General features: G+C 47.0%; 11 protein-coding genes. 8 read left to right on the top strand and 3 right to left on the bottom strand.

Annotated elements, in window-relative coordinates:
• The first annotated feature begins 5 nt into the window (after positions 1-5).
• From VNM22_22160 to VNM22_22195, 8 genes are all read left to right on the top strand, one after another.
• Positions 6-362 carry a hypothetical protein gene (locus tag VNM22_22160; GenBank protein HWP49876.1) on the top strand — a complete coding sequence of 119 codons (357 nt, stop codon included), beginning with the start codon at positions 6-8 and terminating at the stop codon, positions 360-362.
• Positions 352-2,667 carry a phosphoribosylformylglycinamidine synthase subunit PurL gene (gene purL / locus VNM22_22165; GenBank protein HWP49877.1) on the top strand — a complete coding sequence of 772 codons (2,316 nt, stop codon included), beginning with the start codon at positions 352-354 and terminating at the stop codon, positions 2,665-2,667. Before VNM22_22160 ends, purL begins: the two co-directional genes overlap by 11 nt.
• Before the next feature lie 50 nt (positions 2,668-2,717).
• The gene (gene purF, locus VNM22_22170) at positions 2,718-4,091 is read left to right on the top strand and encodes an amidophosphoribosyltransferase (protein ID HWP49878.1); all 1,374 of its coding nucleotides are present in this window, start codon (positions 2,718-2,720) and stop codon (positions 4,089-4,091) included.
• Between the two features lie 24 nt (positions 4,092-4,115).
• Positions 4,116-5,147: a phosphoribosylformylglycinamidine cyclo-ligase gene (gene purM, locus VNM22_22175; protein HWP49879.1), complete on the top strand. Its 1,032-nt coding sequence runs from the start codon at positions 4,116-4,118 to the stop codon at positions 5,145-5,147.
• Positions 5,148-5,357: 210 nt separating this feature from the next.
• Entirely contained in the window at positions 5,358-5,972 is a 615-nt protein-coding gene (purN, locus tag VNM22_22180) for a phosphoribosylglycinamide formyltransferase (protein HWP49880.1), read from the top strand.
• Positions 5,973-6,032: 60 nt separating this feature from the next.
• The gene (gene purD, locus VNM22_22185; protein ID HWP49881.1) at positions 6,033-7,361 is read left to right on the top strand and encodes a phosphoribosylamine--glycine ligase; all 1,329 of its coding nucleotides are present in this window, start codon (positions 6,033-6,035) and stop codon (positions 7,359-7,361) included.
• A complete protein-coding gene (purE, locus tag VNM22_22190) occupies positions 7,354-7,899 on the top strand; it encodes a 5-(carboxyamino)imidazole ribonucleotide mutase (GenBank protein ID HWP49882.1) in 546 nt (181 codons plus the stop codon). Before purD ends, purE begins: the two co-directional genes overlap by 8 nt.
• Positions 7,900-8,004: 105 nt before the next feature.
• Positions 8,005-9,147: a 5-(carboxyamino)imidazole ribonucleotide synthase gene (locus VNM22_22195; GenBank protein ID HWP49883.1), complete on the top strand. Its 1,143-nt coding sequence runs from the start codon at positions 8,005-8,007 to the stop codon at positions 9,145-9,147.
• Here the strand turns inward: VNM22_22195 and VNM22_22200 are convergent.
• The 3 genes from VNM22_22200 to VNM22_22210 all read right to left on the bottom strand — a co-directional run bounded on the left by VNM22_22200 (position 9,130) and on the right by VNM22_22210 (position 14,936).
• Complete coding sequence (locus tag VNM22_22200) at positions 9,130-10,077, bottom strand: histone deacetylase (protein ID HWP49884.1); 948 nt, start codon at positions 10,075-10,077, stop codon at positions 9,130-9,132. The two genes, VNM22_22195 and VNM22_22200, sit on opposite strands and share 18 nt — an antisense overlap.
• Positions 10,078-10,263: 186 nt before the next feature.
• A complete protein-coding gene (nth, locus tag VNM22_22205; protein HWP49885.1) occupies positions 10,264-10,959 on the bottom strand; it encodes an endonuclease III in 696 nt (231 codons plus the stop codon).
• 11 nt (positions 10,960-10,970) lie between these two features.
• The gene (locus tag VNM22_22210; protein HWP49886.1) at positions 10,971-14,936 is read right to left on the bottom strand and encodes a hypothetical protein; all 3,966 of its coding nucleotides are present in this window, start codon (positions 14,934-14,936) and stop codon (positions 10,971-10,973) included.
• Between the last annotated feature and the right edge of the window lie 187 nt (positions 14,937-15,123).

Consider the following 15,123-nt stretch of genomic DNA (forward strand, 5'->3'; position numbering starts at 1 on the left):
GGACTATGGTCAACGATATCCCTGCTTTTCTACTTATGAATGTTTTGCAGGTTTACCTGCCGAATATCAAAAGGAATCTGGAAGCTGAGGGGACCTGGGATGAATTTAAGGCAGGTTTAGGGGATTTTAGCGAGACTTTTTATGAAGGAATGACCGAAGAAGAGATTGAGCAGGCGTCCCGGAATATTCTAGCCATTTGCTCCCTATATTCTTATCTGCGGGATCTCTTGCTTCAAGCCAATAATATGAGATTGGAGGCCAGGCCCAGGACTGAAGAGGAGCTGGCCCGATTGGTAGCCAGATATAAAGCCCTTACCAGGGATCCCGAAACGCTTTTCGGAAAAAATTACCATGAACCTTAACGAGATAAAGGTGACCCCGGAAGTCATCCAGGCCCAGGGTCTTTCTCCAGAAGAATACGAAAAGATAAAAACTCTTTTGGGAAGGGAACCGAATATAACGGAGCTCGGGATTTTTTCGGTCATGTGGTCGGAACATTGTAGCTATAAATCCTCTCGTTTCTGGTTAAAGAGTCTTCCTACCCAGGGGAGTCGCGTGCTCATAGGTCCCGGGGAAAATGCCGGGGTTATCGATATTGGAGATGGACTGGCCGTTGTCATGAAAATCGAAAGCCATAACCACCCTTCTTTCGTGGAACCTTATCAAGGGGCCGCTACCGGGGTTGGGGGTATTTTACGGGATATTTTTACCATGGGAGCCCGACCCATTGCGGTTTTAAATTCCCTGCGGTTTGGGGATTTGAAAAATCCAAAGACCCGATACCTTCTGGGAGGAGTGGTAGCAGGAATTGCTGGCTATGGAAATCCGTTTGGCGTCCCAACGGTCGGGGGAGAGGTTTATTTTGAACCCTGCTATAACGGAAATCCTCTGGTCAACGTGATGGCCGTGGGTCTCCTGCGACAGGATCGTGTGCAAAGGGGTCGAGCTGAAGGTATTGGAAATCCGGTCATTATTGTAGGCTCCCCTACCGGTCGTGATGGGATCCACGGGGCCGCCTTTGCCTCCAGAGAGTTGAGCGAAAAGTCCATGGAAGACCGACCTTCCGTTCAAATCGGAGATCCTTTTACAGAAAAAAAATTGCTGGAAGCTTGTCTGGAACTTTATGAGAGCGGTTATCTGGTCGGAATCCAGGACATGGGTGCTGCCGGTTTGACATGCTCTACCTCGGAAATGGCTGCACGGGCCGGTACGGGAATGAAAATCTATCTGGATCAGGTCCCCTTACGGGAATCCGGAATGACCCCCTATGAAATCATGCTCTCCGAGTCCCAGGAGCGCATGTTGATGGTAGTTAAAAAAGGCTATGAAAATAAAGCCCGGGAGATTTTTGAAAAGTGGGACTTAAAATTTGCCGTTATTGGAGAGGTTACCGGAGCCGAAGCACCCCATCAACAGGCCTTACTCCAGATTTATCTGAAAGGGCAGGTGGTAGCAGAAATTCCGATAAGCAGCCTGACCGATGAAGCACCCCTTTACCGAAGGCCTTTCGTGAAGCCTGATTATTTGAAAGAAACCGCCAACCTGGATCTGGAGAAGATTCCTCTACCTGCAAACCCTGAAGAAGTCTTCCTGACTCTCCTGGGTTCCGACAATATTCGAAGTAAGCGCCCGATCTATCAACAATACGATCACACCATCCTTGCCAATACGATTCTACGCCCGGAAGAAGGAGATGCAGCCGTTCTTCGGATCCGAAAAGTTGAAACTACGAAGACGGCGGAAGGGATAGAAGAACGCGAGAACGGAAAACTGAAAAGGGAAAAGGCCATTGCTTTGACGACAGACGGTAATGGGCGGTATTGCTATCTAAATCCGAGGCGAGGTGCACAGATTGCCGTAGCAGAGGCTGCCCGTAATGTGGTCTGTGTAGGAGCCGAACCCATTGCCATCACCGACGGATTGAACTTTGGTAGCCCGGAGCAACCCGAAGTCATGTGGCAGTTTGTGGAAACCATCGAAGGCCTCAAAACGGCCTGTACGGCTTTAGGTATTCCTATTATAGGAGGAAATGTCAGTTTCTATAACGAAACAAACGGAAAGGCCATTTATCCTACTCCTATCATCGGAATGTTGGGACTGATTGAAGAGGTTGGTTATATTACCGGACAAAGTTTTAAAGATCCGGGGGACCTGATCGTCCTTCTCGGGGAAAATAAAGGTGAGATCGGTGGCAGTGAGTATTTAAAGATTATCCATCAACGTGTCCTGGGGGAAGGACCTTCTCTAGATCTACAAAGAGAAAAAGCGCTTCAACAAGCCTGTCTGAAGGCGATTCGCTCAGGTCTTATCAAGTCGGCTCACGATACCTCCCAGGGTGGATTGGCTATTTGCCTGGCAGAGTCCTGTTTGACCGGACGGGGTAAAGAAAAGAATCCTCATTTACCAGGTATCTCCATCGAGCTTACCGATCCCCTGAGATGGGACTTTTTGCTGTTTGGAGAAGACCAGGCCCGGATTGTTGTGAGTTTAAGCCCCTTGAATCTGGAAAAACTTCAAGAAATTGCTTATAGCTTTCAGGTCCCTATAACCGTATTGGGTAAGGTGACAGACAGTGGAATCTTTCAGATCAATGATTGGATTCGTTTACCTGTATCTAAACTCAGAGAAGTCTGGACCGGAAAGCGGGGATTAGCAGACAGTAAGTAGTGGGCGGCTTTTTTCCCCCCACCCAGAACTTACTGCCAGCAAAGCTAAGCATGTGTGGAATCTTTGGTATCTATGGATCACCTGAAACGACCGATGTTGCTCATTTAACCTATTACGGACTCTATGCATTACAACATCGAGGGCAGGAAAGCGCCGGAATCGTTGTTCATGGTAGCCGGAATGAAACTCACTTCCATAAAGGGATGGGTCTGGTTTCTAAAGTCTTCAATGAACGAGATCTGGAAGGATTGAAGGGGAAGGTGGCCATTGGGCATGTTCGCTATTCAACCTGTGGGGATAGCAATAAAAGAAATATTCAACCCATTATTGTACAGTTCTCAAGGGGAAGACTGGCTATTGCCCATAATGGAAATCTGGTCAATGCCCAGGAATTGTTTAAAAGGTTAGAAGAAGAAGGCTCTATTTTTCAAACCACAACGGATACGGAAATTTTTGCCCATCTTATTGCCAAATCAAGACAGGAAAGCTTTGAAGGGCGGGTTCAAGAGGCTTTAGCTCAGGTTAAAGGAGCCTATTCTCTGGTTTTATTGTATAATGGGGTGCTCTATGGGATTCGGGACCCAAATGGATTTCGGCCTCTCATTTTGGGTAATCTGGAAGGCTCTTATATTTTAGCTTCGGAGACCTGTGCCTTAGATTTATTAGGGGCTGAGTTTATCCGGGAAATCGAGCCCGGAGAAATGATTAAAATCAGCTCTAAAGGATTGGAATCCTCCAGGTTTTCGGCCAAAAAAGAAAGTGTTTGCATCTTTGAATTGGTTTATTTTGCAAGACCCGACAGCCATATCTTTAACCAAAGTGTTTATCAGGCCCGAATTCGAATGGGAGCCCAGTTGGCTAGAGAATCGAAAACGGAAGCCGATGTAGTTATTCCTGTGCCGGATTCAGGAGTTGCAGCAGCCATTGGTTTTGCCCGTGAATCTGGAATACCTTATGAAATGGGACTAACCCGGAATCATTATGTGGGGAGGACCTTTATTCAACCCTCTCCGGAGATTCGAGATTTAAGGTTAAAGATTAAATTGAACCCCATTGAAGAAGCTTTGCAAGGCAAACGGGTTATTGTAGTGGATGATTCTATCGTCCGGGGGACTACCTGCAAGCAGTTGATCAAATTAATCCGAAAAGCAGGGGCCAAAGAAGTTCATCTCAAAATCAGCTCCCCTCCCATCCGATATCCTTGTTTCTTCGGCATAGATACTCCAGATCGAAACCAGCTCATCGCGGCGACCCATTCTTTAGAGGAAATAAAAGATTTCCTGGGGGTAGATAGTCTTCAATATCTTTCCCTGCAGGGACTCCGGGCTGCTGTAAAAGGAAATAAGCATTCCTATTGCGATGCCTGTTTTACAGGACAATATCCTGTAGCCATTAGCAATGCGCAGTGGGCAATTAACGAGTAGGGAGTGCTTAGTTGCTCAAGGCGCATGGCCCCTGGTTCAGTGATTACTTACCGAACTGCCGGTGTGGACGTTGAAAAAGGGAATCGTTTTGTCCAGGAGATCAAAGAGTTGGTGCAATCTACCTTTAGCCCTGGCGTGCTAACGGAGTTAGGGGGATTTTCGGGATTATTTTCACTGGATCTCTCCGGAATTGGCGAACCTGTTTTGGTGGCGACGACGGACGGTGTCGGTACAAAACTTAAGATTGCCCAGATGGTTAACTATCATGAAACAATCGGCATAGACCTGGTAGCCATGTGTGCTAACGATTTGATTACCTGCGGAGCCAGGCCCCTCTTCTTTCTGGATTATTTTGCCACCGGTCGATTAGAGCTGGAACAGGGGAAAGCTATCATTGCCGGAATTGTAGAAGGCTGTCGACAGGCCCATATGGCTCTTATTGCTGGAGAGACCGCCGAAATGCCGGGGGTTTATGAGGCTGGAGAGTATGATCTGGCGGGTTTTGCGGTAGGGATAGTTGATCGAAGTAAAATCATAGACCCCAGCCGGATCCAACCGGGAGATAAGATCCTGGGAATTCCCGCCAGTGGTATTCACAGTAACGGCTACTCCTTGGTCCGAAAAGTACTCCTGGAAATGAACGCCATTGACCTGACCCAATACTCCACCGAACTTTCCAATACTTTTGCCTGCGAACTTCTCAAGCCCACCCGCATCTATGTGGACCTTGTTCAGGAACTCCTGGGAAGATATTCCATTAAAGGAATCAGCCATATCACCGGAGGGGGTTTTCCGGAGAAATTGGGTCGGATTCTTCCGAAAGGATGTCAGGCCCTCATCGATAGCCATTCCTGGTCTGTTCTTCCCATCTTCCGGTTGATTCAGACCCTGGGTCAAATTTCAACCGAAGAAATGTTTCGAACGTTTAACATGGGTATCGGAATGGCTCTCGTTACCGATGTCCAAACAGCAAATTCAATTGTCGAGCAATTTAAAGAAATCAGGCCAATCGGGAAGATCCTGGAGGGTGAAAAGAAGGTGGAGATTCTGTACTGATATCCCTTTGCCTTCCAGAGGGTAATTTGTCATGGTGAGGAGCCCTATGAGCCAAAACCCAGAGCGAAGCCGGGAACTCGCCATAACCGGCTATTCGTTTAATTGCAAACAAATGGGAATATAAAATGTTCTTTGTCCGTTGTTTGTTGCCCGCTGTTTTTGACTTTTAGTACAAACTCCGGGTAAGGGACAACGGACAATGGACAAAGGATGAAACGGGTCGCCGTTTTTGCTTCGGGACGTGGAACCAATTTGCAGGCCCTTATTGAGGCTACAAAAAAAGGGGAAATTCCTGCAAAAATCGTTTTGGTGATTACGGACCGGGAAGATGCCCAGGCCCTGAGACGAGCCGCGCAGAACTTTATTAAGGCCTTTTACCTGTCTCCAGAAGGTCTAACCCGTGAAGAGTATGATAGCCTTCTCTTAAGATTTCTACAGGATAACCAAATCGATCTTATTGCCCTGGCAGGATTTATGCGAATTCTATCTCCGGTGTTGATTCGAGCTTATCCCAATAAAATTCTCAACATCCATCCTTCTCTTTTACCGGCTTTTCCCGGACTTCATGCCCAAAGACAGGCCCTGGAATATGGCGTCAAGGTTACAGGCTGTACGGTTCACCTGGTCGATGAAGAGGTAGATCATGGTCCCATTGTCATTCAGCGAACTGTTCCTGTCTACGATACCGATACAGAAGAAACTCTGTCTGCCAGAATCTTAGAACAGGAGCATATCGCTTATCCAGAAGCCTTGAAACTTTTGGCCGAAGACCGGTTGATCGTTCAAGGTAGAAGGGTCTTTATTCGTGACGCGGGAACAACTTAAGACGCAGGAACGCTGGGACCAGGAGACGCGGGAACCTGGAGGACACGGGGAAATATCTCCATGTCCCCTTGTCTCCGTATCTCCGCGTTTACCGACATGAAAGTATTGGTTATCGGAGGGGGTGGGCGAGAACATGCGATTGTGTGGAAGCTTGCCCAAAGCCCTAAAGTTACCAAGTTATATGCAGCGCCTGGAAATGCAGGCATCTCTCATCTGGCAGAATGTCTTCCGATCAAGGCTGAAGACATCCCTCAACTGGTAGATTTCGCCAGGAAAGCCCGGATAGATTTAACCTTTTGTGGTCCGGAACAGCCTCTGGTGCTGGGTCTGGTGGATGAATTCAGGCGGGCCGGATTAACCGTTGTGGGACCGGATCGGGCAGGTGCCCGATTAGAGGCCAGCAAGGCTTATGCCAAGCAATTTATGACCCGCTTTGGGATACCTACTGCGCCCTATGAAATCTTTGATAATCCCCAAGCTGCAAAAGCCTATTTGCGACATAGGGCCTATCCTGTGGTTATCAAAGCAGATGGATTGGCAGCAGGTAAAGGCGTTGTTATCGCGCAAAATCTTGAGGAGGGGCTTCGGACGATCGATCAGATAATGATAGCCAAAATATTCGGGAGCGCAGGGGACAAGGTCGTTATTGAAGAATATCTTTCAGGTCAGGAACTCTCCTTCTTCTGCTTTACAGATGGAACCACCGTCTATCCACTGGCCTCCGCCCGGGATTACAAAAGAAGCCACGATGGTGATAAGGGACTCAATACCGGTGGAATGGGCTCTTATTCTCCGAACCGATTCCTTACCCCGGAGAGGGAAAATGAGATTATGGAACGCATAGCTCTTCCGGTTATTCGGGGACTCCAGACGAATTCGATTACGTATCAGGGTATCCTTTATATAGGTCTTATGCTGACCCCGCAAGGTCCTCGGGTTTTGGAGTTTAATGTTCGGTTTGGAGATCCGGAGACCCAGGTTATCTTACCAAGGCTCAAAACAGACCTGGTGGAGGTTCTTCTTGCCATTGCCGAACACCGACTCCATAAGGTTAAACTGGAGTGGAGGGAGGATTCAACAATCTGTGTGGTTTTAGCTTCAGGCGGCTATCCCCAGAGCTACGAGGTCGGTAAACCTATTTTTGGTCTGGAAGAATTAAAGGCTGAAGATGGCTGGATTTTCCACGCGGGTACAGCTTATAAAAGGAATCCGGACGATCCGACCGGTCCTCCCCGCTTAGTTACCAGCGGAGGTCGGGTCTTAGGAGTAACAGCCCGAGGAAAAACCCTTGAAGAGGCAAGGGCTAAGGTATACAAAACCGTCACGAGGATTCACTTCGACGGCATGCATTATCGCAAAGATATTGGGGAAGTATGGAGTCTTGAGTGAAAGGGTCCTACAGGCATCCCGAATCATTCATTACTCGGTACGTACGTTAAAGGTGGAAAAACCGCTGGTTGCCATTATCATGGGGAGTAAGTCCGATTGGGAAACGATGCGTGCAGCGGATGAAGTCCTGACCCAATTTGGAGTTCCCCACGAATGTCGCATTGTTTCTGCGCACCGAACGCCGACCTGGCTGGCAGAGTTTGCGACCAATGCTGAGTCACGGGGCATTGAAGTGATTATTGCAGGAGCCGGAGGGGCCGCCCATTTGCCCGGTATGACTGCGGCGCAAACCCTTATTCCTGTACTGGGAGTCCCCGTGGAAAGTCGAGCCTTAAAGGGTCTGGATTCGCTTCTTTCTATTGTCCAGATGCCTGCAGGTATTCCCGTGGGTACCCTGGCTATTGGTCAGGCAGGTGCCACCAACGCAGCCCTGCTGGCTATCGCCATCCTCTCCAACCACCGCCCCGAATTACGGGAGAAGCTCCGTCAATTTCGAGCCGAGCAAACCCGGCGGGTGATGAATGAAACATTGCCCTGACGTAACCCCTTTGGACTCTTTTTGTAACTTCTCCGTGTCCCCTGGGGTTAAAAAGTAAATCCCAAGGTTCACCGAGAAGATACAAAGTTCGCAAGGATTTTGGAGATGCATCTACCTATTCTTCCCGGTTCAGTGATCGGTGTACTGGGTAGCGGTCAGCTGGGACGTATGCTGGCGATTGCTGCGCGACGTATGGGTTATCGGATTCACACTTTTTCTCCTGAAAAGGATACCCCTACCGGTCAGATTGCTGACGTTGAGATGGTAGCCTCCTATGAGGATCTGGATGCAGTACGTACCTTTGCCCGTGGGGTAGATGTGGTAACCTTCGAATTTGAAAACGTTTCTGCAGCGGCGGCAGAAGCTGCTGCCGAATATGTACCTGTGCGACCCAGTGGATTTGTTTTACATACGACCCAGCATCGCTTACGCGAGAAAACGTTCTTAGCCAAAGCCGGATTTCCGGTTACACCCTTCCGATCGGTTCGTTCCCTGGAAGACTTGCTTATAGGCGTGCAGGATCTGGGTTTCCCCGCAGTCCTGAAAACAGCAGGTTTTGGTTATGATGGTAAAGGCCAATCCAAACTCACCTCACCGGATGAAGTCGAATCTGCCTTTCAGGCCCTGGGTGGACAGGAGGCTATTCTTGAAGCGTTTATAGATTTCAGGTGCGAGGTTTCTGTGGTTGCTGCCCGTGGGGTCGATGGAGCCTTTAGTCACTATGGGCTCATCCAAAACACTCACCGAAACCATATCCTGGATATTTCCGTTGCGCCGGCCCCCTTACCGCCTGAAATTGCCCGTGAAGCCGTGGAAATCGCCCGTCAAGTGCTTGAGCAACTGGATGTGATCGGCGTACTCTGTATCGAATTTTTCCTTACCCAGAACGATCAGCTTTTAATTAACGAGTTGGCCCCTCGTCCCCACAACTCAGGTCACTTTACCTTAGATGCCTGCATAACCAGCCAGTTTGAGCAGCAATTGCGTGCCGTTTGTGGTCTACCCCTTGGCTCAACCCGGCAGCTATGCCCTGCTGCAATGGCCAACTTATTGGGTGATCTCTGGCAAAATGGTGAACCTCATTGGGCTGCCGCCTGCGCCTTCCCCGAGGTAAAACTTCATCTGTATGGAAAACGCGTTCCTCGCCCAGGCCGTAAAATGGGGCATCTCACGGCCCTTGCTCCGAGTACCGAAGAAGCCTTGCAGCTTGTTCGTTCGGCACGGGCTGCCCTACACCTCCCGCCTTAACACCCTCAGGTGAGCTTCCACAGATTCGGCTAAAGCCTGAAGGTTATAACCTCCTTCCAGCACGGACACAATACGACTGTCACACTTTTCCTGGGCAATTTGCGAAACGATCTCGCTCAGAGAGCGAAATCCCTCTGTGGTCACCCGGGTATGGGAGAGAGGATCATCCCGGTGGGCATCAAATCCGGCAGAAATGAGGATAAGATCCGGAGCATAGGCCAGAGCCTGCTTCCTCAGAATAGAGTTAAAAACCGATATATATTCCTGATCTCCGGTTCCTGCCGGTACAGGGATGTTTAAGGTAAATCCCTTTCCTTTTCCGGCTCCCCTCTCTTCGCTTCCACCGGTTCCCGGATACCAGGGATATTGATGAATACTGAAGTAAAAGACGGTGGGATCTTCATAAAAGATATCTTGGGTTCCATTGCCATGGTGTACATCCCAATCTATAATTAAGATCTTTTCCAGGTTATAGGTATGTTGGGCATAACGGGCTGCAATGGCTACATTATTGAAAAGGCAAAAACCCATGGCTTTATTCGGCTCTGCATGATGACCCGGAGGGCGTACCGCACAAAAAGCTGTGTGTACCCGACCTTGAAGAACCTGGTCGACCGCCGTTAAAGCTCCCCCTACGGCTTGAAGGGCTACTTCATAAGACTCTGGAGATACCCGAGTATCGGGGTCCAGGTATGTGGCCCCCCCCTCAATATCTCTTTGAAGTTGATCCATATAACTCTCAGGATGAACCCATGTAATCTCCTGTCGGGTAGGTAAACGAATAGGGACCTGAATCAGTTCTTCCATTAAACCTGTTCGGTTTAGATGTTCTACAATAGCCGTAAGCCGCTCTTTTCTCTCAGGATGGGACTTTCCCGTATTATGTTTCAAATAGACATCGGAATAAATAAAAGCCGTTTTTTTCTCCATTTTAAGTATTCATCCACGGAAGGCTATGAAAAGGGTAGAAGTATGGGGGTGTGAGGGTGTGGGAGTATAGGAGAATATACTTCCATACTTCCATACTCCCACACCCCCACACCCTCACACCCCCATACTTCAATGACTTAACGGCCCTTCAGAGTTCTTGAGAGGTAATATTTTTTACCCTTATCATTAAGCAGTTTTTAGAGTTTTTGCGTAATAATCACAGTAGGCTTTTAGGTCACAAATTTCACACCTGGGTTTTTGGGCTTTACAAATTCGACGTCCGTGATCGATCAGCCAGTGATGGGCCATGACCCACTTTTCCTTAGGCAGATTCTTCATGAGATCTTCTTCGGTTTCCAGAGGATCACGACCTTTGGCCAAGCCCAGACGATTGGCTACCCGAAAGACGTGGGTATCCACCGGGATGGTGTCGGCTCCCATGGAGAAAGCCAAGACCACATTGGCACACTTTCGTCCAACACCCGGTAGTTGCATCAGGGTTTCTCGGTCTTGAGGTACTTTTCCCTGAAATTTTTCAACCAGTATTTGACAGGTAGCCAGGATATGCCGGGCTTTGGTTCGATAATAATTACAACTTCGAATTTCTTTTTCTAGTGCTTCCGGGGTTAATCGAAGGAAATCTTGGGGATTGGGATATTTTTTAAAAAGATTTTGTGTAATTCGATTAACCAAAGTATCCGTACATTGGGCAGAGAGAATACAGGCGATCAGAAGCTGAAACGGGGTTTCAAAGTTTAGTTTAGGGGTTGGAACCGCATGGAGCTTCTCTAAAATTTCTAAAATTTTGGTAACTTTCTCTTGGGTCAGGGGTCTGTGGTCTACTGTCCCTTGTCTACGGTCTTCTATTTTTACAACAGGCAACGGACAAAGACCTATTCCCAGGTGGACAATTCTTGAGTCATATCTTCTATAAGATAAAGTACGGTCGGTTTATAATTTAGAAAAGTCCAGATAAGGATAAAGAAGAAAATAAAACCTATTGCGAGTCCTCCCATCCACCCAGAGCTATCATAGAGGTAAAATAAAAGCCGGGTTAAAAGGTGCAGGCTCAAAAATAAAGTACCCAGATAGAGGAAGGTTCGAATCCGCCAAATCAGACCGAGTAAGATCCCTCCAATACAGAGGGTCATTAAAAAATCTATTCGCCAACTCTCTCCGATCAGGAGCGCTTCCAGGTAGGAGAGGGTCAAAATAAACAGGGTACCTGAAAATCGAATATAATGGAAAGTTTTAGGAGATAAGGAATTTTTATTTAACCGGGCGATTCCTATCATTGTTGCCACAATGGGTACGAGATATAGCTGAGGGCTATAGGTAAAAGTTAAGTTTGCCCATGCCAACAGGGTAAATAAACCCCAATTGCCCAGGAACAGGCTCAGGTAGGTAAGATAAGAGGTGGTTTGGAGGTAGCTCACCCAGAAGTAAAAACCGGCAATAGCCAACAGGGATAGGATTTTATAACCGCTTACCGATGAGAAGGGAAGCAGTACCAGAGACATGAGAGGTAGCCATAGAGCCGTATAATGGACTAAGCGGACCAGCATATGAACCTGGTATTTTTTAGTTAATTGTCCCAGTTCCATCAGGACAAAACTGGCTAAAACCAGCCATAAAGTAACGCGCCCCTTTGCAAAGTAGTCAGGTCTGGCCAGGCTCATGAAGAGGATGAGGTAGGCCAGACCTATTTCCGATAAGTAAAGAAATTTCTCCTGCCGTTCGGTTACGGCTAAACTCGCGTAAAGCAGGGTCAGTCCTGCCAGAGCTAAAAGATTTAAAACAAAGCTCAGGGGTTGGGGAGAGGGAACATATTTTAAAAATAGTGCCGACATGAAAGCCACAAAGATAGGAAGAACCTTCCAGGCCATGAAGAAATGAGGAATGGCAAAACTCTTCAAATAGGTTCGACCCGGAATTTCTCCCCGGGCTTCATAATATTTACCCCAGGCAGTCCAGATCCAGCAGAGAAAGACGGTTGAAAGGCTGAGATAACCGGTTATGAGGTAGGGATTTCCTTGGGGCGTCCATACATTCGTTAACCAGAAAATAAGATAAAGGACTCCGACATCCACCGCGAAATTAGCCCCATAAAGCCATTTATTGGCTCCAAAGATATGGGCATAGCGAGTATAAATGAGGGCAGTAATCCAGAGGGTAGCGATCGTTGCCGGAGATACCTGACCCAGGGTGAGAATCAGACTTACCAGGGTATAGGCAAAAATCAGGGGATAGAAAATATCGATGGTTGTTTGCCTGGCCTGAGGAGAAAGGGACAGGCTGATCTTTTCAAATATTCTTCTGTTCGAGGGTTGGGTTATTCCATAAATAACCTCTAACCAGGCCCAGGTGAGCAGAATTGAACTTAAAGAGAGATACTCAAAGTTGATTTCCTGGAGAGAAGCAGTCCCAAAGGAAAAATTTAAGGCAAAGGTAATCAGAAAGAGAAGGAATAGATAAACGGCTTCTCCCTGGAGATAAAACCCCAGTCCACAGAAAAGGGTGGCAAAAAGAAGGGTATAGGAATCTGAAAAGATATTGGTCAGATTCGAAAAGTACAGCACCAGGGAAGCAAGGAATAGTACAATGGCCAGGTTAAATAGCGGTTGATGATAGCCCTTTTCTGGGAGGGATAAAATCTGGCAAAGGGTTCTCTGGCTTACCTGGACGGTATGGGCTATCAGGAAAAGGACTAAAGCCAGGAGAATAAAGGCAGAATCCCAGGAACTAAAGGGAAGTGGAGCAATCCAGCTTAAATGGATACTACCAAAAAAGAGAATAAAGGCCGGATAAAGCCAGTACTTAGAGGGGTATAGAAGGATCAAGAAAAGATAAAAGGCTCCCAATTCCATCAGAACTCCCGGATTCTTCCAGGCCAGGATAAGAGATAACCCAGAGAGGAACAGGGCGCTATGGATCAATGAATGTGAGTATAAACGGGCCTCTTCTTGCCAGGCAGAGGACCTTTCTCCGGAAAGATCTAAATCCGCTTTTAACTGAAGACTTTTTTCATAAAAATAGGCCCCTATGAAATAGAGAAGGCTTAACAGGCCTCCCAGGAGACCGTAGGTTTCGGGTGTTGGATTATTGGAAAGGGAGACCCCATAAAAGATCCCTCCGGCAAAAATACCGGAAGCTAAATAAACCAGAAAGTTGTTGGGATAAATTTGAGTTGTCCAGAGATAGAAAATACCCAATAATAGAAGTGCCGCAACATGAAAAAAAGAAGGGATAGGGGTTGTTAAAATGAGTCCCAAAGTTACCAGGGAGGCTGCTAAAGGAACATCCAGGATAGGGATTAACAATTCTTTTGAAACCTGTTTGAATTCCAGCCATTTTATTACCATAATCTGGGTGAGGAAAAGCAGGGTAAGACTTAAGGGGAGGAGAAATTCTTTTTGCAAATAACTTATCCAAATTCCAAGGGAGAGGGTTAAGAGGATATTGGTGAGATAGATGAAGACCTTACGTTTATATAAATAACCACACAGGCCGTAGAGAACGCTATAGGTCAAAAAAATAATCAGAGACCAGATTATGGAGTAAGAAGGAGCCTGGGAGGGAAAGAAAAGGGTTTGAAGGGACAAGGGGGTTACCAAGGAAGCAGCACTTTCATAATAGAGAACCCCCAGGGTCGTCAAAAGAATAATCATGGATAGGGCGAACGCAAGGTGATAAAGAGGCCTGGAGAATTTACCGTTTTCTAAATGGGAATATTGGTGTGCCAGATAGGTTTCAATAACCGTCAATGGAATAAAAGCGAAACAGGTCATCGGTAGGGAAAAAGGAACCATCTGAAAGAGGGCAATGGCATACAAAGCGCTGAAACACAGGGTACTCAGGTAAACAAACAGGGAACTTTTGTAGACATAAGCCGATAAAATATATAAAAGGATCGCCAGGGTTAAAGTCACAATCATAACCCCCGGTTGGAGACCCTTTAAGGAGAGCAAAAGGGCCAGAAAGGTTAAGGCATAACCGGCCAAGGTTAAAGGATGCGTCCATAGGTAAGGAACTCCTTTAGACTTAAGAATGTTTACGCTGAGAGAATATCCTGTATAAACACCGGTTGCCCCCAGGAGCATCAAAAGAGGAGCATAGTAAGAAAGAGGAAAGTGTAAGGAAATAAAAAAAACACTAAAAACCCCGATAATAATCAAAAAAGTCACGGTCATCTGCTCTTGGGTTAGAGCAGTCCCTGAAGAAGTCGGAGGGATTTTCTCCGGAATCGGGGTTGGAGAAGGTTTCTCCAGAGAGCCGGAAGGGGTAAATCTTTTACCCCCAGAAGTATCAGAAATCAGGGGGGCTGCTTCCTGGGTCCTGAAGGAAGAGGTCGATGCAGATTTCCCATTTTTTTTCTCCGGAAGGGAGGAAGAAGTTAAATCCAGCGAAGATAAGGAGATTTCTTCCTCAGTTCCTTCATCCACTTCAAATTCAAAAGTTCTTTCAGTTTCCGGTAAGGGAGGGGAAACGGGGGTTTCCTGGATCATGTCCCCGGCAATCTCCTGGGTATCTTCTTCGACGATTCTTTTGGTCTTCTCGAAGGATTTTTTTATGACTTTTTCTGCAAATTCTCTCAAGATATCTTCCTTTGGAATAGGAGGAACCTCTTCAGAAGCCTGGAGAAGGATAAGAAGTTCTTGTTTTTTAGCCAGGTAGCGCTCTTTAAGGGGTAAAATAACGGACTCTTCCATAACACCTTCTTCCAACCAGGTGTCGCATTGGGAGAGAAAATAATCCACTTTGACCAACTCTTCGTAGAGCGAAGAATAGGAAGGAGCACTACAATTGGGACAGTAGAGATAAGGTTCTTGAATTCTTGAATTGCAATTTTTACATTCCATGGATATTTACCTCCTTAAAAGGAGCTCAACCATGGGTTAGATAAAACTTAGAGATTCTAACCTGAGTAACCATCTAATATCCGTTCCGTTTTGAGATCCTCCCAGGGCTATTTAAGATTGAGACAAACCATCTACCCTGCATGACCCATACCAAATGGAACCGGAGTCTAACTCTATACGTAGAGCG

Source organism: Candidatus Limnocylindrales bacterium, assembly GCA_035559535.1.
Taxonomy (GTDB): domain Bacteria; phylum Moduliflexota; class Moduliflexia; order Moduliflexales; family JAUQPW01; genus JAUQPW01.

Bases quoted from the DNA above. Each gene is read 5' to 3' on its own strand.
- VNM22_22160 (HWP49876.1), top strand. From the start codon at position 6: ATGGTCAACGATATCCCTGCTTTTCTACTTATGAATGTTTTGCAGGTT.
- purL (HWP49877.1), top strand. From the start codon at position 352: ATGAACCTTAACGAGATAAAGGTGACCCCGGAAGTCATCCAGGCCCAG.
- purF (HWP49878.1), top strand. From the start codon at position 2,718: ATGTGTGGAATCTTTGGTATCTATGGATCACCTGAAACGACCGATGTT.
- purM (HWP49879.1), top strand. From the start codon at position 4,116: ATGGCCCCTGGTTCAGTGATTACTTACCGAACTGCCGGTGTGGACGTT.
- purN (HWP49880.1), top strand. From the start codon at position 5,358: ATGAAACGGGTCGCCGTTTTTGCTTCGGGACGTGGAACCAATTTGCAG.
- purD (HWP49881.1), top strand. From the start codon at position 6,033: ATGTCCCCTTGTCTCCGTATCTCCGCGTTTACCGACATGAAAGTATTG.
- VNM22_22195 (HWP49883.1), top strand. From the start codon at position 8,005: ATGCATCTACCTATTCTTCCCGGTTCAGTGATCGGTGTACTGGGTAGC.
- VNM22_22200 (HWP49884.1), bottom strand. From the start codon at position 10,077: ATGGAGAAAAAAACGGCTTTTATTTATTCCGATGTCTATTTGAAACAT.
- VNM22_22210 (HWP49886.1), bottom strand. From the start codon at position 14,936: ATGGAATGTAAAAATTGCAATTCAAGAATTCAAGAACCTTATCTCTAC.